The organism is Marseilla massiliensis (assembly GCF_016899855.1).
GTDB lineage: Bacteria > Bacteroidota > Bacteroidia > Bacteroidales > Bacteroidaceae > Prevotella.
Map to the genome: position 1 here is coordinate 39,108 of NZ_JACJJG010000004.1, position 23,658 is coordinate 62,765.

The window sequence follows — 23,658 nt, forward strand, 5'->3', positions numbered from 1 at the left end:
CTTATTTGTGCAAAAGTAGTGAAAAAGACACATATCACTTGCAAGAACGTATGTAATTTATGATTTCTTCAACATTATTCGGCGAAAACCAATGTATGTCCTTATCACGTTTAAACCAAGTAAGCTGTTTCCTACAATACTTATGCGTGTCACACTTTATCCTGAAAACGGCCTCCTCAAGCGTACACTTACCATCAAAATAATCAAAAAGCTCCTTATAGCCAACAGTGTTCAATGAATTAAGGTTACGATAAGGGTACATTTTTTCAGCCTCTTGAATCAATCCATCAGCCACCATACGGTCAACCCGTCCGTCTATGCGCTCATAGAGCTGTTCCCTATCAAGCGTAAGCCCCACCTTTATTATATTAAACGGCCTGTCCTTTTTAGCGTTAACCCGGAACGACGTATATGTCCTGCCGGTGGAAAGACATATTTCAACAGCATGGATTACACGTTTGGGATTGCGTTTGTCAACGATACTATAATACTCTGGATCTAGCTCCTCAAGCCTGCCACATATATAATCAAGGCCTTTCTCCTCGTATTCACGCATCACCTTACTGCGGGTTGCGGTATCAACGGTCGGAATATCATCAATGCCGTTACACACGGCATCAACATACATCATGCTGCCTCCCGACATTATGACATAATCTTTCTCCTTAAAAAGAGTATCCAACAACGCAATAACGTCATTCTCGAACATTGACGCATTATAATATTGGTCAATGTGCAAATTGCCGACAAAAAAATGCCTGATCCTTCGGCGCTCTGCTATAGTAGGCGCTGCCGTTCCTACAGGAATCTCCTTGAATATCTGCCTTGAGTCCGCATTGACAATCACTGTGCCGAACGCTTCAGCAACCTTCAGGCATAACTCGGTTTTCCCCACCCCGGTAGGGCCTACTATCACAATCAGAGTCTTCATAAGTAAAACAACTTACCTTATGATGCCTCGCTTCGAGTTCTCGACAAACCTTATTATATAGTTGATTTCCTCACAGTCAGGCAAATTCCTGCGTATCTCGTCTATACCTTCCTTAAGTACACCTTTAGAATAAAGAAGACGATAAGCCTCATGGATATTGTTAATCAACTCGTTGTTGAATCCCCTACGGCGAAGTCCTACAAGATTTATTCCGCAATACCTTGTAGGCTCCTTGCCTGCAATAATATACGGAGGAATGTCCTGGCTGAAGCGGCAGCCACCTTGAATCATTACGTACCCTCCGATGTGACAGAACTGATGTACAAGTACACTGCCGCTTATTATTGCACGGTCGTCAACAATAACCTCACCCGCGAATTTGGTAGAGTTACCTATGATACACTCGCTCCCGATTACACAGTCATGTGCGATGTGCAGACCTTCCATAAGCAGATTGTTCGACCCGACAGTGGTGGTTCCTTTTGAGGCTGTACCTCTTGATATCGTTACGTTTTCACGAATACTGTTATTATCGCCGACCACACATGTTGTTTCTTCGCCCTTAAACTTAAGGTCTTGCGGTTTTGTGCTTATACTTGCACCTGGAAAAATCTCGTTACCGTTGCCTATACGCGCCCCGAAGTTAATGGTTACACCATTTTGGAACACATTGTTGTCACCAATTACAGTATTTCGGTCAATATAGCAAAACGGCCCTATTATATTGTTGTCACCCAGCTTTGCTTCCGGATGTACATACGCTAGCGGACTTATTTGGTTCATATATTTTTATTTGAAAAAGGGCAGACCTATACTCTGCCCTTCCGGTTATTCCGATATTACTTATTCTTTACGATTTGTGCCGTAAACGTTGCCTCAGACACAATCTTGTCCCCGACAAATACGTATCCTTTCATTGATGATACTCCATGGCGTACCGGCGCAAGAAGATCCACCTTAAACAGTAAAGTGTCACCTGGCACTACCTTCTGCCTGAACTTAACGTCATCTATCTTCATGAAATAAGTTGACCATCTCTCTGGCTCCTCTACGGTGTTAAGCACAAGCAGTCCGCCGCATTGTGCCATTGCCTCAACCTGCAATACTCCCGGCATTACAGGCTCCTGCGGAAAATGTCCTTGGAAGAAAGGTTCGTTGCTTGTAACATTCTTCACTCCTACGATACTGCTCGGTCCCAAGGCTATAACCTTGTCGACAAGCTGCATGGGATAACGGTGCGGAAGAAGCTCGCGAATGCGGTTAACATCCATTATCGGGGCTTCGTTGCAATTATATATCGGAGCCTGAACCTCATGCTTGCGTATCTCACGGCGTATCAAACGGGCAAACTTGTTGTTTATCGTATGGCCCGGACGGGTCGCTATGATACGGCCTTTGAGAGGCTTTCCGATAAGCGCCATATCACCTACGATGTCAAGTAGCTTGTGGCGTGTACATTCATTTTCCCACACCAATGGCTTATTCTGAATGTAGCCGAGTTTAGTCGCGTCAAGATGAGGTACGTTCAGGAAATCGGCAAGCTTATCGAGCTGTTCCTGTGATGTCTGCCTCTCGTAGATTACGATGGCATTATCCATATCGCCACCCTTTATCAGGTTAGCCTTAAGCAGCGGCTCAATGTCCCTCACGAAAACGAAAGTACGCGCAGGAGATATCTCCTTGGCAAAATCCTCCATGTGGTCAAGTGTAGCGAACTGGCTGTTTATGAACTTCGAGTCGAACGAGCACATAGCCGTAATACTGAACTCCTCGTCAGGAAGAATGGTTATGCACGAGCCGGTCTCCTCATCCTTGGCCTCAATCTTATGGCGAATTACGTAATAATCTTTCGGCGCGTTCTGCTCCTCAATGCCTATCTCCTGAATTTTCTTTATATACTGGGCAGCAGAGCCGTCAAGTATCGGAAATTCCGGTCCGTTTACCTGTATAAGGCAGTTGTCGATACCGAGAGCATAGAGAGCTGCCAGTCCGTGCTCTACCGTAGAGACTTTTACGTCGCCACGTCCAAGTACCGTCCCGCGCTGTGTATCCACAACATTTTCGGCTACCGCGTCGATTACCGGCTGTCCGTCAAGGTCAATCCTCTGTATCTTATATCCTGTGTTTTCAGCTGCCGGATTAAAAGTCACGGTAAGACTCAACCCGGTGTGTAGTCCTTTTCCACATAAGGCAAAGCTACCCTTTAAGGTGTTCTGTTTAGACATGTCCTTTATTTATTATTTGTGTTTTTTAATTCTTCAACTTGTTTCTGCAATTCTCCGAGCTGCTTGTATATCTCCGGCAGCTTGCGTGTTATGGCTATCGACTTAAAGTAAGCCTTAGGTTCCATTGGCGGTGTGCCGATAAGCGTTGTGTTACCCTTGATATTGCCAGGCACTCCCGACTGCGCTCCAAGGAACGTCTTGTCGCCGATGTTGATGTGTCCGGATATGCCCACTTGCCCTCCAAACATACACCACTTGCCAATCTTGGTGCTGCCGGCTACTCCTACCTGGGCCGACATTACCGTGTTCTCGCCCACTTCAACATTGTGCGCTATCTGTACAAGATTGTCAAGCTTAACACCCTTGCGTATTATCGTAGTGCCCATGGTCGAACGGTCAACACAAGTATTGGCGCCTATTTCGACATTATCCTCAATCGTGACTATGCCGATTTGCGGTATCTTGTCGTACCCCTCGGTGTTGGGCGCAAAACCAAAGCCGTCGGCACCTATCACAGAGCCGGCATGTATGGTCACGTTGTTGCCCAGCTTACATCCGTCATAAATCGTGACATTCGGATAAATGATACATCCCGAGCCTATTGTCACCCCATCCTCAACCACGGCATGAGGGTGAATCTGCGTATTATCGCCTATCACCGTACCATCGCCAACGTAAGCGAACGCCCCTATATAACAGTCCTTGCCTATCTTGGCCCTTTCAGAAACGAAAGCCTGCGGACTTATGCCCGTTTTCTTCGGCAGTGAAGCCTGGTATAGCTGTAACAGTTTAGCCACGCATTCATAAGCGTTTTTAACCCTTATCAACGTAGCCTCAACAGGCTGGGCCAACTCTACGTCGTCGTTTATGAGGACTATGCTCGATTTCGTATTATAAATATAATGTGTATATTTCGGGTTCGACAGAAACGATATTGCCCCGGGCGTACCCTCCTCGATCTTGGCAAAAGTATGTACCGTGGCATTTTCGTCACCCTCAACCTTGCCTCCGATGAAACTTGCTATCTGTTTTGCGGTAAATTCCATTGCAATATAATTACATTTAAATGCAAAGATAGTGTAAAATTTCGATTAAGCGAAATAAAAGGGAAAAAGTTTTTATTTTTGCAAGTGCGTAAAACGTATTTTGGCCGTAATCGCAACGAATACAATACTATACAGCCTCAACGGCACATCATTTAGCAAACCGCGAAACATAACATGACAACTAGCTGTACATCATTGCATAATCGCGAAGGCATATATAATTCCGGGCAATGAATATGGCAGCTCCACACTCAATTACGCCAAAGCGGCAAAAAACGCTAAAAAACAGACATTTACCTGTTTACGCCAACATACTCGCCGTCACACTTTTCAAATAACAAAATGTAAGGCTTAAAAAGTTTTCTGCAACATAACGGCACAGCAAAAACATCAACAAAAAGTAGCGAAATAGAATTTCCAGAGCACGAATACAGACTGGTTAACAACCGAAAGACGGCCCTTTCGACTGCAAAAGACCGCTCTTAGCAAGACAATAAGCGGTCTTTTGCACAAGAAAAAACCGACTTTTCATGGACATAAACATGCGATATTAAGAGATTTCAGCCGCAATATGCCCATCATTCAGTCACTTTTTATTGCACATATGCATAGTTTTACATATATCTTACTGATACACAACCGATTATATTTGCACACATTTTCATGCGATATTTCAGCAAAATGGTTTCACTGTGAAAAATAACACAAAACCAGAACGCCTACAAAATCCAGAAAGAAAGTAAAAACAAAGAAACGCTTACTTTATGTAAAATGTCATTACCGACGCACCCGCATACCACGTAATCAGACTTCCTATCCTCGGGAAACATGCCGGTTATCATGCACAGCCACGGCAACACCCGTACATGCCTTGTCCGCCTTCATTTAAATAGTACTTAATTAAATGAAAATAATTAAGCACCGCCGACATTATGTCGATTAAAATAAGTAACTTTGCACCCCAATAGTGTATTTTTGAAACGATATTACGGGCTAAAGGTTGTTTACGACGGATATGCTGCCGGTTACAGCCTCATGCGCAAGTCCGCAACAATTAAAGACAATATGAAAAAAGATTCTAACGGTGCCTTTTCGATGATAGCCGATTACGAAGGAGACATAACTAAACTGTTCGAGGGTAACAAAGACGGCGACATGCCCGTACTTGCGACACGCAACCTCATACTTTTCCCCGGCGTTGTGTCGCCGGTACTTATAGGACGCACTGCGAGCCTCAGTCTGGTAAACCGTCTTAAGGAACTACCCGACGAGCCCTTTGCCGTATTCTGCCAGAAAAACGCAGACGAAGACAATCCCACGAAGAAAGAGGATTTGTACGAATACGGCGTATACGCGAAAATAATAAGAGTGCTCGAAATGCCCGGCGGCAACAACAACCTGACCGTCATACTGCAAGGTCTGGGCCGATGCCGGCTTACGGCGATTAAAAGTACAGAGCCATACCTTATGGGCTCGGTAGAGGTCGCACCGGAGAAGATACCCGATACAAAAGACAAAGAATTCATGACGGCCGTAGAGGATCTGCGGAACGTCACAATCGATTACGTAAAGAAGAACGACGAAATACCTGACGAGGCACAATTTGCCCTGCAAAACATTAACAACGCAGTAATTCTGCTTAACTTCGTGTGCACAAGCCTACCGTTCGAGACGGCGGAAAAAATCAAGCTGCTTAAGGCCAACTCGCTTAAGGACCGCCTGTTCAAACTGCTCAAGATTCTGCACCGTGAGATGCAACTGCTCGAGATAAAACACGATATCAGGACAAAAACACGCGAGGATATTGACGAACAGCAGCGCGAATACTTCCTGCAACAGCAAATTAAGAACATCAAGGAAGAGCTGTCAGGCGGCGAAAGCTGTCCGGAAAAGAAGGAACTTCTTGACGAGGCCAAAAAGAAGAAATGGCCTGAAGACATAGCAAGGACATTCAACAAGGAACTCGACAAACTTGACATCCTTAACCCGCAGAGCCCAGAGTTCAGCGTTCAGCTGACTTACTTGCAGACTATGGTCAACCTTCCATGGGAAAGCTATACCCAAGACGACTTAAACCTGGCACGCGCCGAGAAAATACTCGACAAGGACCATTATGGCATGAAGAAGGTCAAGGAGCGTATTTTGGAATACATGGCTGTGTTGAGTTTAAGGAAAGACCTGAAATCACCTATCATCTGTCTGTATGGCCCTCCGGGAGTTGGTAAGACAAGCCTCGGCAAGAGTATCGCGGCGGCAATGAAACGCAAATACGCACGCATATCCCTCGGAGGACTGCATGACGAAGCCGAAATACGCGGTCACCGCAGGACATACATCGGCGCAATGCCAGGACGAATAATAAAGAGCATACAAAAGGCCGGCTCGTCCAACCCCGTATTCATACTTGACGAGATAGACAAAGTAACACAGAATACGGTTAACGGCGACCCTGCATCTGCTTTGCTTGAAGTTCTTGACCCGGAACAGAACCATGCATTCCACGATAACTATCTTGACGTGGACTACGACTTGTCAAAAGTTCTATTCATCGCAACAGCCAACGACCTGAACACCATTCCGCGGCCATTGCTCGACCGTATGGAACTGATTGAGGTAAGTGGTTATATTACCGAAGAAAAAGTAGAAATAGCCAAACGCCACTTAATACCGAAAGAAAAAGGCAACACAGGACTTAGCGATGAAAAGCGACTGATGTTCAACAAGCAGGCCATCGAGAAAATTATTGAGCAATATACACGGGAAAGCGGAGTACGCCAACTGGAAAAACAAATAAACAAGGCTTTGCGAAAACTGGCATACATGAAAGCCAAGGAAGGCGCACTGCCATACACGCGGATTACTCCCAACGAAATACTCGAATTGCTTGGCAATCCACCATTCTACCGCGACATATACCAAGGTAATGAGTACGCCGGAGTGGTAACTGGACTTGCATGGACAAGTGTTGGAGGCGAGATTCTCTTCATAGAGACGAGCTTAAGCAAGGGTAAAGGCTCGAAACTCACCCTTACCGGTAATCTCGGCGACGTAATGAAAGAGTCTGCCATACTTGCGCTTGAATACGTAAAGGCACATGCCGGTATATTGAAAATAGATTATCGAATCTTTGACCACTGGAATATCCACATACACGTTCCCGAAGGCGCTACACCAAAAGACGGTCCATCGGCAGGTATAACCATCGCCACGTCAATAGCATCCGCACTGACACAACGCAAGGTACGCGCAAAAACGGCCATGACGGGAGAAATCACACTACGTGGGAAAGTGCTCCCTGTTGGTGGAATAAAGGAAAAGATACTTGCAGCCAAACGTGCCGGAATAACCGAGATCGTGATGTGCAAGGACAACAAGAAAGACATTGACGAAATATCACAGGAATATATTGACGGCGTTAATTTCCACTACGTTGAAAACATCCAAGAGGTATGGGATTTCGCGTTGACGGACGAAATGGTCAAAAATCCGGTAACATTCGACATTGAAGACTGAAAACATGTTTTTTGAACTCTTACATACAGACAACGCAAGCGACGCACGCACTGGTATAATCACAACCGGGCACGGGAAAATACGCACGCCGATATTCATGCCCGTTGGAACATGCGGAAGTGTAAAAGGCGTACATTTCAGCGAACTGCGTGAACAGGTTAAGGCCCAGATCATATTGGGAAATACATACCACCTGTATCTTCGTCCTGGCCTTGAGGTCCTTAATGCCGCAGGCGGACTGCATAAGTTCAACACTTGGGACAGACCGATACTGACCGACAGCGGAGGTTTCCAAGTTTTTTCACTCACAGGCATAAGGAAACTTAGGGAGGAGGGATGTGAATTCCGGTCACATATAGATGGTTCAAAACACTTCTTTACCCCAGAAAACGTTATTGATACGGAACGGACAATCGGGGCTGACATCATAATGGCATTCGACGAATGCCCTCCAGGACAAAGCGACTACCAATACGCGAAGAAAAGTCTTACGCTAACACAGCATTGGCTTGACCGGTGTATTAAAAGATTCAACGAGACAGAACCACTTTACGGTTATGACCAGACACTTTTCCCAATCGTACAAGGATGTACATATAAGGATTTAAGACGTGAAGCGGCAAAGTTTGTAGCAGATAAAGGCGCTGACGGTAACGCCATAGGAGGTTTGGCTGTAGGCGAGCCTACAGAAATCATGTATGAAATGATTGAAGTAGTCAACGAAATATTGCCAAAGGATAAACCACGCTACTTGATGGGGGTTGGCACACCTCAAAACATACTTGAAGCAATCGAGCGTGGTGTAGACATGTTTGACTGTGTTATGCCGACACGTAACGGACGCAACGCCATGCTGTTCACATACAATGGAACGATGAACATGCGCAACAAAAAATGGGAAAAAGACTTCTCGCCCATTGACCCTGATGGCTGTGACGTAGATAAAATATATTCAAAGGCATACCTCCATCATCTATTCAAAGCCCAGGAGCTGCTCGCCATGCAGATTGCCAGCATACACAATCTGGCGTTCTACCTTAGGCTCGTCGACGACGCACGCACGCATATCGAAGCCGGTGATTTTGTTAAATGGAAATCTTCAGTTATCGACCAACTTGGTAAAAGAATATAACGTAATAGCATGAAAGCTAAAAATATAAGACGATTCAGGAGGATTCTAAAATTTAACAGGCGGATGAGAAACCGTCTTAACTGGCTTTTCGTGTCATTTTCATGGCTCGGGAAAAAAATGAAATGGATGAAATTCATTAATCCATTCAGATACTTGAAAATTCTCGACTGGTATATAATAAAGAAATTCATAGGCACCTATTTTTATTCGATTGCCTTGATTATCTCAATCTCGATCGTATTCGACATCAATGAGAACCTCGCAAAATTCACGCAATATCATGCGCCGTTAAGGGCTATCGTAGTAGACTATTACATGAATTTCGTGCCATATTTTGCCAACCTGTTCAGTCCGCTATTCGTATTCATTGCCGTAATATTCTTCACTTCGAAACTTGCAGGCAACTCTGAAATAATATCCATGCTGGCTGCTGGAGTAAGTTTTAAACGGCTCATGAGGCCGTATATGATTTCGGCGGCAATAATCTCAGTTATGACTTTCCTGCTCGGAGCTTATGTTATACCTAAAGGTACAATAATAAGGCAGAATTTCGAAACGATGTATAAGAACAAGAAAAAAAATACATCGGCTGAAAACGTGCAATTGCAAGTAGGTCAAGGCGTCATCGCTTACATACAACACTACGACAACAACACGAAAAAAGGCTACGGCTTTTGTCTTGACAAGTTTGAAGACAAAAAGCTCGTAAGCCACATGACAGCCTCCGAAGTGCAATACGATACAATTTCAGATTCAAAATACCATTGGAAAGCAAGGAACTGGAGAATAAGACAACTGCGTGGAATGAAGGAAACAATAACCAGCGGTTCAATCAAAGACACGGTAGTAATGATGGAACCAACGGATCTTGTCTATTCAAAGGGTCAGCAGGAAACATTCACAAGTCCACAGCTCAAAGACTACATAAACAAACAAATTGACCGTGGTTCCGGTAATGTTGTGCAATATGAAGTTGAATACCACAAACGTATCGCAACATCATTTGCATCATTCATCCTTACGACCATTGGCCTGTCACTCTCATCCAGAAAAAGAAAAGGCGGTATGGGGCTATACCTCGGTATTGGCCTTGCGCTAAGTTTCACGTACATAATGCTGCAAACAGTATCATCAACATTTGCAATAAACGCTGATACTCCGCCTATATTGGCCGCATGGATACCGAACATTATTTTTACAATCGTAGCATACTTCTGCTACCGCAAAGCACCAAATTAACATATGGATTTTTACGATTTAGACTTAAGCGACAATACTCTTGACGCAATTGACGATATGGGATGGACTTCATGTACTCCTGTACAGGAAAAATGTATCCCCGAAATACTTGACGGTAAGGATGTTCTTGGAATAGCGCAGACTGGAACCGGTAAAACAGCGGCCTATCTTCTGCCTATTTTAAGCATGCTCGATGACGGAGGGTTTCCAGAAGAGTCAATAAATTGCGTAATAATGAGCCCAACCCGTGAGCTGGCACAGCAGATAGACCAAGCCATGCAAGGTTTTTCTTATTACATGAGAAACGTCAGTAGTGTTGCAGTTTATGGAGGAAACGACGGCAACCGTTACGACCAAGAATACAAGAGCATGAAACTTGGTGCAGATATCATAATAGCCACTCCTGGACGATTGATAAGCCATATAACAATGGGCAACGTCGACTTAAGTTCCGTTTCCTTCTTTGTTCTTGATGAAGCCGACCGCATGCTTGACATGGGTTTTAATGAAGACATATTGTCCATAGCCAAACTGCTGCCAGAGAATTGTCAGACAATTATGTTCTCGGCAACAATGCCAGATAAAATAGAGGAACTTGCAAGAACAATCCTTAAGTCGCCGTCTGTCGTAAAACTTGCAGTAAGCAAACCTGCGGAAAAAATAAAGCAGTTGGCATGTGTTTGTCACGACAACCAGAAAAACGGAGTACTAAAAGATATCTTCAAGAAATACGGACAAAAAAGAGTTATCATCTTCTCAAGCTCCAAACTCAAGGTAAAGGAAATAAACAAATATCTGATAGGCTCCAAAGTAAATAGTGGAGAGATGCATTCGGATCTATTGCAAAGTCAAAGAGATGATGTAATGTACCGTTTCAAAAGCGGGCAGATCGATGTACTTGTGGCAACCGACATCGTAGCGCGTGGCATTGACATAGACGACATATCGATGGTTATCAACTATGATGTTCCACATGATTCAGAAGACTACGTTCACCGTATAGGAAGAACCGCGCGCGCAGACCATGACGGAATAGCTATTACGCTTGTACGCGGCAAGGAAATAGGCAAGTTTATGCAGATTGAGAAATTTCTCGGTTACGAAGTTGAGAAAATACCGTTGCCAAAAGGTTTAGGTAAGGCACCGGAATATAAACTAACAAAATCTGCAAAAGAAAAGAGCGGCAAAAAAGACCGCCGTTACCATGGCAAAAAGAAGAATAACAGAAAAAACAACAAGACTAAAGAGCCACGTAAGTAAGCGCAAAACCGTCAAACAAACGGTAATGTACGTTTGCCGTTGCATTGCGCCTTATATTCCTTGCAGTTATTATTCCATTATGTTCATTACCATCAATGGATAATAACTGCATTTCAGATAAAGACAAACTATCTTCTGAATACAACTTATACAAAGTTTCCTTCGTGCACCAATGAAGTAATTTTTCAACTAAAGAAACGGCATTTTCGTCTGTTCTTAACAACCGTTGCGCTACCCGCCCTACTCTTTCACTGATATATTCCACGTCTACCGACACCCTATTACTGGGTGACATTATGACTGCGGCGCATCCATGCGTATGGCTGATACCAATATTCACGCCATTGGAAAGAAACGGTTTCCCGGATTTATCATGATACAACTCGACACTGCTTGCAGTCATACAATACAACAGCTCACGCACCGCGAGCACTTCAAGACGACGTTGAACAGAGCCGTAGCCGTCAATTTCGCCCTTTAGGACCTCTAAATCCGGATATAATGAAAAAAAAGTATTGACGCTTTCTTCTATTCTCCATAATCCCAAACGCACGTTTGGCAAAACTTCTTCAACAGAAATCAGCGGCATATATCAATTATACAAAAACAAACTGTACGTTTACCGACAATGTTTAAAATGGTGCCTCATTGTCTGTCTGGACATTATCTTCAGCCACCGTTCCCTGCTCTTGCGTGGAAGTACGAACTGGTTTTGGAGACAACAACTCCATATTTTCAGCATAAACTTCGGTAACATAATGGCGTATTCCCTTCTGGTCGTCATACGACCGATAATGGATACGCCCCTCTATGTACAACTTATCCCCTTTATGAACGTATCTTTCCACGATCTTAGCCAATCCCCTATAAAGCACGATATTATGCCAATCAGTCCTGTCGGGCACCTGAGTTCCGTTCTGCAATGTATATCCACGCTCAGTCGTTGCCAGCGATAGAGTCGCTACAGCTTGGTCGTGGTCATAATAGCGAACCACCGGCTCCTTGCCTACATTGCCGATTAACATTATCTTATTCATGAAGATAGCAGTTTTATGTGTTCATAAGTTCACGCCGGCTATGCAAATATATAGCCAAGTTAAAATCTACTTCCAGAGTCCAAGATACTTGAACTTGAAATTCTTGCCTTTCGCAGAGGGGAACTGGCTTCTACTATCTACACGGCCTCGCAAATGCTCTACCATACGGTTATAACAGTCAAGACCTGACATAGCCTTACAGTTTACCACAAAATGGGTATCGCGGTACTCATGTTTACCTGTGATAGGAACGAGCACTACCCGCTTGAAATCAAGAGTTCCTTCATACCACCCTGGCCGTTCCTCTGTCAGCCGGGCCAATGCAGGAGAAACTTCGTCACGCTGTTCTCCTGCATGCAGGTTGGAACGCAGGGCCTTCTTCTGCTTAAAGTCAAGCATAGTGGCAGCCTCGGTCTTTATTATGATAAAATAAACACGAGGACGTATCTTGTAACGCTTAGGATAATATACGCTGCTTGCAACATATTCCCTGATGTCACGCTCCAAGTCAGGGTTCATTCCTATCTCATCAATCGAATATAAAAAAGCAATAGCGTCTTCGACATTGGTTACCAATGTCTCTTTATCAAAGTATCTTAAATATAAGTTCATGATTGTATTTTTCGATTTGAAGAAGAGCGGCAAACGGGACTCGGACCCGCGACCTCGACCTTGGCAAGGTCGCGCTCTACCAACTGAGCTATTGCCGCCTAAAACAATAAAATATAATGTGTGAAGAGGAGGAGACTCGAACTCCCACGAAACAATTTTCACTACCCCCTCAAAGTAGCGCGTCTACCAATTCCGCCACCTCTCCAACATAAAATTCATTCTGAATAAATAGTGCCCAGAACAGGACTCGAACCTGCACGTCGTGAAACACACGCACCTGAAACGTGCGCGTCTACCAATTCCGCCACCTGGGCATAGAAGCAATAGCTCCACCACGCTGTTTATTCAGAATGTCTGAGCGGCAAACGGGACTCGGACCCGCGACCTCGACCTTGGCAAGGTCGCGCTCTACCAACTGAGCTATTGCCGCTTATTTCCTGTTCAAAGGAGCATTTCTCTAAATGCGGTGCAAAGATACGGCTTTTTTCTAAACCTGCAAAACTTTTGCGATATTTTTTTCATTTTTGATGAAAAAATCTTTCAATCCATACGATTTTTATAATCTTCATAAGCATATACTTTCAACATTTCGAGCGTTCCGTCATCATGCGCCAAAGCAATAGAAGGGTGTGTTATGCCATTAAACATATTCGTTTTTACCGTCGTATAATGTAACATATCCTCAAATATCACATTGTCTCCAATTTTTAATTCTGCCGGAAAACGCCACAAGCCCATGAAGTCGCCAGAAAGACAACTATTGCCGCCAAGCCTGTACACACATGGCTCCGCAGCCTCAGCGCCACAGCCTCCTTCGATAGCTTCGGCACCCCTCACAGCCGGCATGTACGGCATTTCCAGACAGTCAGGCATGTGGCACGTAAAACTTACGTTCAGGATTGCCGTCTTTATGCCACGGTCTTCCACCACGTCCACCACCTGCGACACCAACGAACCTGTCTGCCATGCAAATGCGCTGCCGGGTTCCAGTATTATATTAAGGTGAGGATAATCCCGGTGCAGGTCGTTCAGTGTTTTTACCAACAAAGGTATGTCATAATCCTTACGGGTCATAAGGTGTCCGCCGCCAAAGTTTATCCACTTCAACTGTCCGAACCACTTTGAGAACTTTTCCTTTATATGGGCCAATGTCCTTACGAATACGTCGGCCCCACTTTCACAATGGCAATGGCAATGAAAACCGTCTATATCGTCAGGCAGCCGGTCGGGCAGCTTGTCGGCAGTAACCCCGAAACGCGTACCGGGAGCGCACGGATTGTAAAGAGCGGTGCCCACCTCCGAATACTCAGGATTCACCCTAAGGCCAAAGCTCACCGAGTCATTCGCCAGTCTCGCCCTGTCGTGCAACCTGGCGTACTGCGACAATGAATTGAACGTAAGATGGCTTGAGCAACGGGCTATATCGTCAATCTCATAATCGGTATATGCCGGCGAGAAGGTATGCGCCTTGCTGCCGAACTCTTCGCTGGCGAGCCTCGCCTCATACAGCGAACTTGCCGTTGTCGAACAGATATATTCCCTGAATATCGGAAATGTTTTCCATAAAGCATAAGCCTTGAATGCCAATATTATTTCAACGTCAGCCGCTTTTGCCACGCTTTTTATCAATTCAAGATTGCGCCGTAGGCGTCTTTCCTCAAGAACGTAACACGGAGTGGCAAGTCCATCAAATGTATTCAAGTTTACTTTCATTGTCTGCAATTGTATTTTCTCAGTGCAAACTTACACATTTTTTTATTATTACGGCATAAAACGGAAATAAGATTTCCATAACACTTGGTAAAAGACATAACATAACACACCGCACGGCTTCATACTTTTACAAACGCCTGGCGTGCCGAAAGATGGCAAAATGTAAACCGAAAGGCCGTCAATCATCCTATAAAACGCCATGTTTTGCAGTGTAAAAGACGGAATTTCACAACACGCTAAGTATCAATATGTTACAAAGAACGGCATTAAGCCTCTTTACGTACAGGCCTACCGACGCACCGGCAAGTCATACTACAGTGCCAAAATAAAAAGCGTAAACACACCGCCAAACAACAAAAAACGTTACACTACACTGTAAAACAAAGATGAAACAACATCTTTTCCCCATTTTAAGGCATACGAAACAACTTTTATTAGCTAATAGATTGTACGTTTATCATTTTTTTTATACATTTGCATTTGGAAAAAGAAAAAAGCGATGAAGCTCGTTATAATTACCCAACCTACATTCTTTGTAGAAGAAGACAAGATTTTGACGGCTCTTTTCGAGGAGGGCATGGACAACCTGCACCTTTACAAGCCCGGAGCTTCACCAATGTATTCAGAACGCCTGCTGTCACTTATTCCTGAAATATCATACGGCAAGATAACAGTACACGACCATTATTATTTAAAGAACGAATACGGACTGGCAGGAATACACATCGACGACAGCGGTAAAGAATTACCCAAAGACTATAAAGGAAAGTTCAGCCGCACATGCCATAACATAAACGAGCTGGGCGCAATGAAGAAAAAGGCGGAATATGTATTCCTTGACAATGTGTTCGGGCAGAACGCCCGCGGCCGTGAAGAACTGGAATACGCTGCCAGTCAAGGACTGATAGACAAACACGTCTATGCCTTTGGCGGCGTAAGCATGGACAATATCAGGGAGGCGCGCGAGCTCGGATTCGGTGGAGTGGTCGTAGGGAAAGACCTGTGGAGCAGATTCGACATACATAACGAGCAGGACTACAAAAACCTGATAAGCCACTTCGAGAAACTTAGGAAAGCAGTATCATAAAAAAACAAATAACAAAACAACAATAAGCCAAAATGAGTGAAAAAAACTCTTTCATGGTATTCTCGGGCACAAACACGAGATACCTTGCGGAAAAGATCTGCAACAGTCTGGGTTGCCAGTTGGGCAATCTGCTAATAACGAAGTTCTCTGACGGCGAGTTCGCCGTGTCCTACGAGGAGTCAATCCGCGGACGCGACGTGTTCCTCGTACAGAGTACTTTCCCTAATTCTGACAACCTTATGGAACTCCTGTTGATGATTGACGCCGCCAAACGTGCGTCCGCCAAGAGTATCAACGCTGTGATTCCTTATTTTGGTTGGGCACGTCAGGACCGCAAGGACAAGCCACGCGTAAGCATAGGTGCCAAGCTCGTTGCCGATCTGCTTAGGGTAGCAGGTATCGACCGCCTTATCACCATGGACCTGCATGCTGACCAAATCCAGGGATTCTTTGACGTTCCCGTAGACCATCTCTACGCTTCAGGCGTAATACTGCCGTATCTCCTCAGCCTGAAACTCGACGACATTGTCATTGCCTCTCCCGACGTTGGCGGCAGTAAACGTGCAAATACATACGCTAAGTACCTGGGTTGTCCGCTTGTACTTTGCAACAAGACACGCGCCCGCGCAAATGTAGTCGAAAGCATGCAGATAATCGGCGACGTTAAGGGAAAGAATGTTGTCATCATAGACGACATGGTAGATACGGCCGGAACGATAACCAAAGCTGCAGACATCATGAAACAGGCTGGCGCCCAGAGCGTAAGGGCATGCGCCTCACATTGCGTAATGAGTGGCCCGGCAAGCGAGAGAATACAGAACTCGGCCCTTGAAGAGATGGTATTCACGGACTCCATCCCCTACTCCAACCGCTGCGCAAAGGTTAAGCAACTGTCCGTAGCCGACATGTTTGCCGAGACAATACGCCGCGTTGTAAACAACGAGAGCATAAGCTCGCAATACCTCGTATAAAATCATCAGACATGAAGATACGCCACGCATTAGCCTTGGCGGCCGTAACGTTAGCTTTGACATCGGCATGCCAACAGGGCAAGACAAAAAGCCAGAACACTACCGGTACGACACAAGCCGACACGGCGCAACGCTCCGCAAACAACGAACAGGAGTTAAGGATAAGCTTCACCATGCCCGACATCAACGGCAATGACGTATCCGTAACTGACGAGTTCGCAAAACACAAGATTACCGTTGTAGACTTTTGGGCCAGTTGGTGCGGCCCGTGTCGACAGGAGATGCCCAACCTTGTAAAGACATACAACGATTACAAAGATAAAGGGCTGGGCATTATCGGCGTATCCCTTGACGAGCATAAGGAACAATGGGCTGACGCAGTAAGCACGATGAACATGACGTGGACACAACTGTCCGACCTGCAAGGATGGAACAACAGCGCCGCGAAAATGTACGGCATACAGGCCATTCCGTTCACAATTATCGTTGACAATACGGGCAAAGTTATCGCTGCCGGACTCAGGGGAGACGACCTAACGACATTCATCGCAAGCCGTCTCGGCCATTCAGGCACAACAGATACGCAACGTTAAAACTTTTGGACACGCCATGACGGCATCAAGAAAACGCCGTGTTACGCATTATTCGACATCCAGCCGAAATACGTGACACGGCGTTTCATTTATCCGAACAAAGCCCTTAGCGCTTCCTCCACCTTGCGTACGGGCACGAGATTTATGTTGAACTTACTGCGGGAGAGCCCTTGCAGGTTGTATTTAGGTATTATTATATTCGAGAAACCGAGTTTCTCGGCTTCGGCTATGCGTTGTTCAATACGGCTGACAGGGCGTACTTCACCACTCAGTCCAACTTCTCCAGCCATGCACCATCCGGCCTCTATCGCCGTGTCAACGTTACTCGAAAGCACCGCTGCAATGACACTCAGGTCCATGGCCATGTCCGTAACACGCAACCCTCCCGCTATATTGAGGAATACGTCCTTCTGCATTAACTTAAATCCAACGCGTTTTTCAAGTACTGCGAGCAACATATTGAGCCGTCGCTGGTCAAAGCCCGTGGCACTGCGCTGCGGCGTTCCGTAAGCGGCCGAAGAGACAAGCGCCTGCGTCTCGACAAGAAACGGGCGTACGCCCTCAATCGCCGAGGATATAGCCACGCCACTAAGCCCTTCATGATCCTGTGTCAACAGCAGCTCCGAAGGGTTGGACACTTCACGCAGTCCGTCCTGTTCCATTTCGTAAATGCCCAGCTCCGAGGTACTGCCGAAACGGTTTTTGGTTGAGCGAAGAATGCGGTACATATAGTGCTGGTCGCCCTCAAACTGAATTACAGTATCCACGATATGCTCAAGAATCTTAGGCCCTGCCAATGTTCCTTCCTTATTTATATGCCCTATAAGGATTACAGGTATGCCGCTCGACTTGGCAAAACGCAGCAGTGCCGACGCACATTCGCGCACTTGTGTCACGCTGCCCGGCGAGCTGTCAACGGTCTCCGTGCTGATTGTCTGTATCGAATCTATGACCACGATGTCAGGAGTTGCCTCCTGTATCGTGGCAAAAATATTTTCAAGCGACGTATCGCAAAGAATCAGGCAGCGCCCGTCAGTGCTGCCGACATCATTGTTAACCCTCTTGCCTATACGTTCCGCGCGCATTTTCAGCTGGTGGGCACTCTCCTCTCCGCTGACATACAACACACGGCGGTCGGTCATGCGCAACACCGTCTGTAGCGTTAGCGTGCTCTTTCCTATACCAGGCTCACCGCCAAGCAGAACAATCGACCCCGGCACAAGTCCTCCGCCGAGTACCCGGTTAAGCTCGGCGTCGTGCATATCAATGCGCGGTTCGTCATTGGCCGATATTTCATGAAGCGCCATCGGACGTGCTTTACCTTCACGCCTGCCGCCCCTTAACGTGGCCGCAACGTTGGCGGCGGCCTTCTGCCCTACGCTTTCAGGAGCGACACGTATTTCCTTAAACGTATTCCATTGCCCGCAACTGGGACACTTGCCTACCCATTTTGATGATTCCTGACCGCAATTAGAGCATACGTACGCTATCTTGTCTTTTGCCATAAATACATTGAATAAACGATGGTAAACAAAGAACAATCTTCATCATACAGCCGTCCTTACGGAGCATCAACACCCGCGGCGCTACGCCCTGACCGCCAGGCCCTTTACAAAAGGCCGTCTTTAGCAAGGCTAAAGGCCGTGTTTCGCATTACAAAAGACGGCCTTTTACAACGCGAATGACGGTCTTTTACAAAACGTACGGTATTATGTATGACAATAATTACTCCTCACCCATTTTGTTTTACAAAAGTAACAATATTTTTTTGAGTTACAAAATAAATCATTAACTTTGCACCACCGTTGAATGATGCAGACTAATATCGCACATTAATAATAAACTCTGAAGGGCGACTCGGTTGTAAAACGCTGGGCTGCCCTTTTTAATAAGGTAAAAACATGAAAACCAAATACATTGTCTTTTTCTTGTTGGCAGCCGTCATCATGACTGGATGCGGACAATCGTACGAGGAAAAACAACGGTTGTCAAGGGCCGAGCAGGCCAGGCTGCACCGTGAAGATTCACTCGCATTGAAAATCGGCGTAATGCCGACACTCGACTGCCTGCCAATATACGTCGCCAAGGATTACGGGCTGTTCGACTCGACCAAGGCCGACATCAGGCTCAAACCGTTCAAGGCGCAGATTGACTGTGACGCGGCATTGATGAAAGGCGCAATAGAAGGATGCATAACCGACATAGTACGCGGGCAATGGATGAAAGGTAAAGGAACAGCCCTTGACTATGTCGCAGCCACGAACACGTATTGGCAACTCGTAAGCAACAGGCTGGCCAGAATCAGGCGTATCAACCAGATGAACGACAAGATGATAGCCATGGCCCGCTTCTCGGCTACGGCCTTGCTCGCCGACTATGCGGTAGACAGTGCAAAACTAAAATCAGAAGACGTATTCAAAGTACAGATTAACGACGTAAACCTTAGACTGCAAATGCTCATGAACAACGAAATGGACGCTGTGCTGCTGCCCGAGCCACAGGCCACAACGGCGCGCCTTTACAAGAATCCGGTGCTCATGGACAGCAGGGACAAGGACATGTGGCTTGGCGTAATCGCCTTCAGAAAGAAGGACATGAAGGATGAAAGGAGGAAACAGCAGCTTGACGTATTCATGAAAGGATACAATGCAGCTTGCGACTCAATCAACAAAAACGGGCTGAAACACTACGCACGGACTATAGAAAAATACTGCGGCACGGACGAAAAGACCGTCAACGCACTACCTAAAATTAAATTCCGCCGCGCAGAGGCTCCACGCCAAAAAGACATCGAAACCGCCGATAAATGGCTAAAATGACAGCAGACATGGACAACAAGGGCATAAAACAAATAAACGACATATTCAGGAAACTCGACAACCGCGAACTGGGACCAGCGCTACGAAGCGTACGTTCGCTTATCGACACCTATCCTCACATGATGTATGACGAGGAACTTGAGAATATCGAGGGTGACTACAATCTAATGCTTGACTACATGCGGCGTGGGTTCAACGACCCGCACCGCGCCGACATATATAATAATCTGACAGACAGGCTATACAGCTTTGCCTGCGACATGTTCATTACATACCGTACACAGCACGTTGAGTTCTTCATTGAGGCGTTAAGGAAATCCATGAACAACAAGTTCTCCAACGAAACCGTCAAAGCCGAACTGGAAGGATTCGTAGCCGATACCGCTATGCTGAGCCTTGAAGCCGAAGCGACACGCACGGAAAAGAGCAAGGAGCTGTACCGTAAGCATAACGATTTCATGCAGTCACTGTTCTGCAATATCATAGTGTCACACCAATGGTCCGTGCATGACTCTGAATTTTTCAAGACACTGTTGATGTCACCCACCGTCGACACCATAGACGCCCAACTGCTGGTAAGCGCGCTGACGCTGGCGACGATGAACAACATGGACGTAAATAAATTCGAAATATTAGTACATCTATACCTTAATTCAACAGATGAAAAAGTGCGCCAACGGGCACTTGTAGGATGGGTATTCGCACTCTCCTCACGCACAAGGCTATTGCCGAAAATGAAAAATATCGTGGCAAAAGCACTCGAAGACGAAAGCGTGGTAAACGAGCTGGCAGACTTGCAGAAACAAATTATATACTGCATGAACGCCGAACAGGACACCGACACCATCAGGCGTGACATAATGCCGGAACTGATGAAGAACAACAACCTCAAAATAACACGCTTCGGAATTACGGAAAAGGATGAAGACCCGATGGCCGACGTTTTCGACCCCGGAGCCTCGGAACGCGCAATGGAGAAAATGGAAGAAAGTTTCCAGAAGATGATGAACATGCAGAAAGCCGGCTCTGACATATACTTTGGAGGCTTCTCGCAAATGAAACGCTTTCCGTTTTTCTATAACGTAGCCAACTGGTTCTGCCCGTTCTACATAGAACACCCTGAAATTAGCCAAACAGCAGGCAACCTTAAAGATACACCGCTGTTAATAAACATACTTAAAAACGGCCCTTTCTGCGACAGTGACAAATACTCATTTACGCTTGCCGTCGCGTCTGTAATAAGCAGACTGCCGGACAATATGAAGGAAATGCTAAACACGCCCGAAGCATTAGGACCTGCCGTAAGCCATGAAGACCAACAAAAACCGGCATATATACGCCGCATGATTCTGCAGGACATGTACAGGTTCTTCAGGCTGTTCCCGCAACGTGGACAACTCGTCAACCCATTTGACGGCGAAAACTTCACTTTCATTACCGACAACCTGTTTGACGGCACCGGTTTACATGAGTTGGTTCCGGACCTATGCTATTTCATGATAAAGCACAGGAACGAAAAAGCCTTGAAAAATATTATGGCAAAATTTGCCGATGGCGGCAATTCAAAAATGCGCCTCATAAACGGTCTATACGAACTGAACTTTGCAAAGCGGCCACAAAAGGCTGTTCAAATATTCAAGGAACTGAATGCGGAAAAGCCAGACAACAAGCGCGTGCTATTGCTCCTCGCACGATCATACTTCGAGAGCGAACAATATGAGAACGCCGCAAAATGCTACGAAACGCTACATGACAACGAGCCACAAAACACAACCGTAGCATTGAACATGTGCGTCGCACTGTCAAAAGCAAAAAAATATGACGAGGCCATAAACATGCTTTACCGTCTCGACATCGAATGCCCTGACTCAATGCCGGTAAAGCGTGTGCTTGCGTGGGCTCTTATGGGGCTGGGCAAATATGAACAGGCGGAAAAAGAATACAATAGATTAACGGCTGACAACGACGTAGAAAACGGAGACTGGCTAAACGCCGGATACTGCCAATGGCTGAAAGGAAACACGCCTGAAGCAATAAACCGATTCAAGAATTTCATGGCAAACCGTAATATCCATTCACCAAAAAGGGAACATGAAATATCCTACGAATTCGCCAATGACAAAGATTTCTTGTACGAACATGGAATTAACGATACCGATATCCACCTTATGGCGGATATCATTGACGGCGCCACAGAATAATGGCGGCCGTCAAAGGAATGGCGTAAGCAAATGGGCGAACCATCCAACGAATTTCTGCCACGGAGTACGCCACTCGTCCCATATCTCTTCTGTAAGCTTAAATGAGTGTTTTTTGTCTCGCTCAAACATTTCGTCAAGTTCCTTTGTTGTACAAGGATCAACAATCACGGCATTCTCCTCATAATCAAAATTAAGACTTCGTGCATTAAGATTGGCACTGCCAACAGTACAAAACCGCCCATCCACCATTATGATTTTTGTATGGTGGAAACCATTTTTATATATCCATACGTCCACCCCATGTTTCATTAGTTTATGTACATTATAAAAAACGCAATCGGGCGTCAATGGTATATCGCTTTTCTCTGATACCATGATTTCAACTTTAACACCTCGCTTTACGGCTTTGCGCAATGCACGCTTAAGCGTCGGATTAAGAGTAAGATACGGATTGACAAGCTTTATGCTGTCCCTTGCACTATTGATAGCTTCCGTATAAAAAGTGCGGATAATGCCGTTGGTCGTGCGTGGTTCACGGTTGATTATACCAACCATTTTGCGTCCTGCGCTACCGCAAGTATCAGGTTTCAGTCCAGTAATGTAGTCGGCACCGTGAAATCCACGGAAATACTTTGCGCCGTGCACATTTTGTCCACTCACCTTATTCCATATTTTGAGAAATATCGCCTGCAATGTATTCACTTCATCGCCCTCAATACGACAATGCATGTCGCGCCACTCACCGACCTGTTCCGTTCCGGTTATGTAATAATCAGCTACGTTCATGCCTCCTGTATAAGCAATCTTACCATCAATAACCACGATTTTACGGTGGTCACGATGGAACACATGATTTACCCATGGGAAACGAATCGGGTCGAACTCATATATTTCTATTCCATTAGCCCTTATTTTCTCAAGATGGTTTTTCTTCAAAGGCTTGTTGTTTGAATCATTGCCAAAACCGTCAAATAAGGCTCTAACCTCCACGCCTTCCTTGGCTTTGTCTGCCAGTATATTAAATAGCAACGACGCAATAGAATCATTACGAAAGTTGAAATACTCAAGATGCACACTGCTCCGCGCCTGACATATTGCCTCAAACATGTCGTCAAACTTCTCCTGACCATTCATCAACAACGTTACAGAATTATTATCGGAAAACTTGACTCCTTCATCCCGAAGACAATCTACAATTATTGAATCGGATGTCTGCGAACTTACGCACAAGCAGACAGCAGCAAACAATATCGCTAAAACAAATCTTTTCATATCATAC

18 protein-coding genes, 4 tRNA genes and 1 pseudogene are annotated in these 23,658 nt (G+C 45.6%); 9 read left to right on the forward strand and 14 right to left on the reverse strand.

The window, feature by feature from the left end:
• Positions 1–34: 34 nt before the first annotated feature.
• Genes miaA through lpxD form a run of 4 tightly spaced genes read right to left on the reverse strand, consistent with a single transcriptional unit; the run spans position 35 to position 4,202 of the window.
• On the reverse strand, positions 35–931 hold the full coding sequence (miaA, locus tag H6A34_RS01910) for a tRNA (adenosine(37)-N6)-dimethylallyltransferase MiaA (RefSeq protein WP_021947125.1): 897 nt from the start codon (positions 929–931) through the stop codon (positions 35–37).
• Between the two features lie 12 nt (positions 932–943).
• A complete protein-coding gene (gene lpxA, locus H6A34_RS01915) occupies positions 944–1,714 on the reverse strand; it encodes an acyl-ACP--UDP-N-acetylglucosamine O-acyltransferase (protein ID WP_021947124.1) in 771 nt (256 codons plus the stop codon).
• A gap of 56 nt (positions 1,715–1,770) precedes the next feature.
• Entirely contained in the window at positions 1,771–3,156 is a 1,386-nt protein-coding gene (locus tag H6A34_RS01920; RefSeq protein ID WP_021947123.1) for a bifunctional UDP-3-O-[3-hydroxymyristoyl] N-acetylglucosamine deacetylase/3-hydroxyacyl-ACP dehydratase, read from the reverse strand.
• Between the two features lie 5 nt (positions 3,157–3,161).
• Entirely contained in the window at positions 3,162–4,202 is a 1,041-nt protein-coding gene (lpxD, locus tag H6A34_RS01925; protein ID WP_205103122.1) for a UDP-3-O-(3-hydroxymyristoyl)glucosamine N-acyltransferase, read from the reverse strand.
• Positions 4,203–5,267: 1,065 nt separating this feature from the next.
• On the opposite strand from lpxD, the gene lon reads away from it, so the two are divergent.
• From lon to H6A34_RS01945, 4 genes and pseudogenes are all read left to right on the forward strand, one after another.
• Positions 5,268–7,715 (forward strand): endopeptidase La, encoded by a 2,448-nt coding sequence (gene lon, locus H6A34_RS01930; RefSeq protein WP_205103123.1) that lies wholly within the window; start codon positions 5,268–5,270, stop codon positions 7,713–7,715.
• 4 nt (positions 7,716–7,719) lie between these two features.
• A complete protein-coding gene (gene tgt, locus H6A34_RS01935) occupies positions 7,720–8,847 on the forward strand; it encodes a tRNA guanosine(34) transglycosylase Tgt (RefSeq protein WP_205103125.1) in 1,128 nt (375 codons plus the stop codon).
• Positions 8,848–8,910: 63 nt separating this feature from the next.
• Positions 8,911–10,086, forward strand: a complete 1,176-nt coding sequence (locus H6A34_RS01940) for an LptF/LptG family permease (protein WP_420870790.1) — start codon at positions 8,911–8,913, stop codon at positions 10,084–10,086.
• Positions 10,087–10,089: 3 nt separating this feature from the next.
• A pseudogene (locus H6A34_RS01945) lies at positions 10,090–11,245 on the forward strand (DEAD/DEAH box helicase); the annotation flags it as partial.
• A gap of 81 nt (positions 11,246–11,326) precedes the next feature.
• Here H6A34_RS01945 and H6A34_RS01950 read toward each other — a convergent pair.
• The 8 genes from H6A34_RS01950 to nspC all read right to left on the reverse strand — a co-directional run bounded on the left by H6A34_RS01950 (position 11,327) and on the right by nspC (position 14,708).
• Positions 11,327–11,935, reverse strand: coding sequence for a 4'-phosphopantetheinyl transferase family protein (locus tag H6A34_RS01950; RefSeq protein ID WP_205103129.1), 609 nt, complete (start codon positions 11,933–11,935; stop codon positions 11,327–11,329).
• Between the two features lie 43 nt (positions 11,936–11,978).
• Positions 11,979–12,383: a single-stranded DNA-binding protein gene (locus tag H6A34_RS01955; RefSeq protein WP_021947241.1), complete on the reverse strand. Its 405-nt coding sequence runs from the start codon at positions 12,381–12,383 to the stop codon at positions 11,979–11,981.
• Between the two features lie 66 nt (positions 12,384–12,449).
• Entirely contained in the window at positions 12,450–12,995 is a 546-nt protein-coding gene (locus tag H6A34_RS01960; protein ID WP_021947242.1) for a hypothetical protein, read from the reverse strand.
• A gap of 25 nt (positions 12,996–13,020) precedes the next feature.
• Positions 13,021–13,093 (reverse strand) — tRNA-Gly (locus tag H6A34_RS01965).
• 23 nt (positions 13,094–13,116) lie between these two features.
• Positions 13,117–13,200: transfer RNA gene (locus H6A34_RS01970), tRNA-Leu, on the reverse strand.
• A 27-nt stretch (positions 13,201–13,227) separates the two neighbouring features.
• Positions 13,228–13,309, reverse strand: a tRNA-Leu gene (locus tag H6A34_RS01975).
• A gap of 43 nt (positions 13,310–13,352) precedes the next feature.
• A tRNA-Gly gene (locus tag H6A34_RS01980) sits at positions 13,353–13,425 on the reverse strand.
• A gap of 110 nt (positions 13,426–13,535) precedes the next feature.
• The gene (gene nspC, locus H6A34_RS01985) at positions 13,536–14,708 is read right to left on the reverse strand and encodes a carboxynorspermidine decarboxylase (protein ID WP_205103131.1); all 1,173 of its coding nucleotides are present in this window, start codon (positions 14,706–14,708) and stop codon (positions 13,536–13,538) included.
• 499 nt (positions 14,709–15,207) lie between these two features.
• Between nspC and H6A34_RS01990 the strand changes: the two genes are divergently transcribed.
• The 3 genes from H6A34_RS01990 to H6A34_RS02000 are packed head-to-tail and all read left to right on the forward strand — an operon-like array spanning position 15,208 to position 17,359.
• On the forward strand, positions 15,208–15,795 hold the full coding sequence (locus tag H6A34_RS01990; RefSeq protein ID WP_021948316.1) for a thiamine phosphate synthase: 588 nt from the start codon (positions 15,208–15,210) through the stop codon (positions 15,793–15,795).
• 32 nt (positions 15,796–15,827) lie between these two features.
• On the forward strand, positions 15,828–16,766 hold the full coding sequence (locus tag H6A34_RS01995) for a ribose-phosphate pyrophosphokinase (protein WP_021948317.1): 939 nt from the start codon (positions 15,828–15,830) through the stop codon (positions 16,764–16,766).
• A gap of 11 nt (positions 16,767–16,777) precedes the next feature.
• Positions 16,778–17,359, forward strand: coding sequence for a TlpA family protein disulfide reductase (locus tag H6A34_RS02000; RefSeq protein ID WP_239480723.1), 582 nt, complete (start codon positions 16,778–16,780; stop codon positions 17,357–17,359).
• 89 nt (positions 17,360–17,448) lie between these two features.
• On the opposite strand, the gene radA is transcribed toward H6A34_RS02000, so the two are convergent.
• Positions 17,449–18,864: a DNA repair protein RadA gene (gene radA / locus H6A34_RS02005; RefSeq protein WP_205103132.1), complete on the reverse strand. Its 1,416-nt coding sequence runs from the start codon at positions 18,862–18,864 to the stop codon at positions 17,449–17,451.
• A gap of 396 nt (positions 18,865–19,260) precedes the next feature.
• On the opposite strand from radA, the gene H6A34_RS02010 reads away from it, so the two are divergent.
• Together H6A34_RS02010 and H6A34_RS02015 are read left to right on the forward strand one after the other, a co-directional pair.
• On the forward strand, positions 19,261–20,178 hold the full coding sequence (locus H6A34_RS02010) for an ABC transporter substrate-binding protein (protein WP_205103133.1): 918 nt from the start codon (positions 19,261–19,263) through the stop codon (positions 20,176–20,178).
• On the forward strand, positions 20,166–22,379 hold the full coding sequence (locus H6A34_RS02015) for a tetratricopeptide repeat protein (RefSeq protein WP_205103135.1): 2,214 nt from the start codon (positions 20,166–20,168) through the stop codon (positions 22,377–22,379). The genes H6A34_RS02010 and H6A34_RS02015 overlap by 13 nt, the downstream gene beginning before the upstream one ends.
• Positions 22,380–22,388: 9 nt before the next feature.
• Here the strand turns inward: H6A34_RS02015 and cls are convergent, their stop codons facing one another.
• The gene (cls, locus tag H6A34_RS02020; protein WP_205103136.1) at positions 22,389–23,651 is read right to left on the reverse strand and encodes a cardiolipin synthase; all 1,263 of its coding nucleotides are present in this window, start codon (positions 23,649–23,651) and stop codon (positions 22,389–22,391) included.
• Positions 23,652–23,658 lie beyond the last annotated feature (7 nt).

What these genes read in the sequence shown, in the direction of transcription:
- lon (WP_205103123.1), top strand. Translation starts at nt 5,268, where the DNA reads ATGAAAAAAGATTCTAACGGTGCCTTTTCGATGATAGCCGATTACGAA.
- H6A34_RS01920 (WP_021947123.1), bottom strand. Translation starts at nt 3,156, where the DNA reads ATGTCTAAACAGAACACCTTAAAGGGTAGCTTTGCCTTATGTGGAAAA.
- H6A34_RS01990 (WP_021948316.1), top strand. Translation starts at nt 15,208, where the DNA reads ATGAAGCTCGTTATAATTACCCAACCTACATTCTTTGTAGAAGAAGAC.
- H6A34_RS01940 (WP_420870790.1), top strand. Translation starts at nt 8,911, where the DNA reads ATGAGAAACCGTCTTAACTGGCTTTTCGTGTCATTTTCATGGCTCGGG.
- tgt (WP_205103125.1), top strand. Translation starts at nt 7,720, where the DNA reads ATGTTTTTTGAACTCTTACATACAGACAACGCAAGCGACGCACGCACT.
- H6A34_RS02010 (WP_205103133.1), top strand. Translation starts at nt 19,261, where the DNA reads ATGAAAACCAAATACATTGTCTTTTTCTTGTTGGCAGCCGTCATCATG.
- cls (WP_205103136.1), bottom strand. Translation starts at nt 23,651, where the DNA reads ATGAAAAGATTTGTTTTAGCGATATTGTTTGCTGCTGTCTGCTTGTGC.
- H6A34_RS02000 (WP_239480723.1), top strand. Translation starts at nt 16,778, where the DNA reads ATGAAGATACGCCACGCATTAGCCTTGGCGGCCGTAACGTTAGCTTTG.
- lpxD (WP_205103122.1), bottom strand. Translation starts at nt 4,202, where the DNA reads ATGGAATTTACCGCAAAACAGATAGCAAGTTTCATCGGAGGCAAGGTT.
- H6A34_RS01950 (WP_205103129.1), bottom strand. Translation starts at nt 11,935, where the DNA reads ATGCCGCTGATTTCTGTTGAAGAAGTTTTGCCAAACGTGCGTTTGGGA.
- H6A34_RS01960 (WP_021947242.1), bottom strand. Translation starts at nt 12,995, where the DNA reads ATGAACTTATATTTAAGATACTTTGATAAAGAGACATTGGTAACCAAT.
- H6A34_RS02015 (WP_205103135.1), top strand. Translation starts at nt 20,166, where the DNA reads ATGGCTAAAATGACAGCAGACATGGACAACAAGGGCATAAAACAAATA.
- nspC (WP_205103131.1), bottom strand. Translation starts at nt 14,708, where the DNA reads ATGAAAGTAAACTTGAATACATTTGATGGACTTGCCACTCCGTGTTAC.
- H6A34_RS01955 (WP_021947241.1), bottom strand. Translation starts at nt 12,383, where the DNA reads ATGAATAAGATAATGTTAATCGGCAATGTAGGCAAGGAGCCGGTGGTT.
- miaA (WP_021947125.1), bottom strand. Translation starts at nt 931, where the DNA reads ATGAAGACTCTGATTGTGATAGTAGGCCCTACCGGGGTGGGGAAAACC.
- radA (WP_205103132.1), bottom strand. Translation starts at nt 18,864, where the DNA reads ATGGCAAAAGACAAGATAGCGTACGTATGCTCTAATTGCGGTCAGGAA.
- lpxA (WP_021947124.1), bottom strand. Translation starts at nt 1,714, where the DNA reads ATGAACCAAATAAGTCCGCTAGCGTATGTACATCCGGAAGCAAAGCTG.
- H6A34_RS01995 (WP_021948317.1), top strand. Translation starts at nt 15,828, where the DNA reads ATGAGTGAAAAAAACTCTTTCATGGTATTCTCGGGCACAAACACGAGA.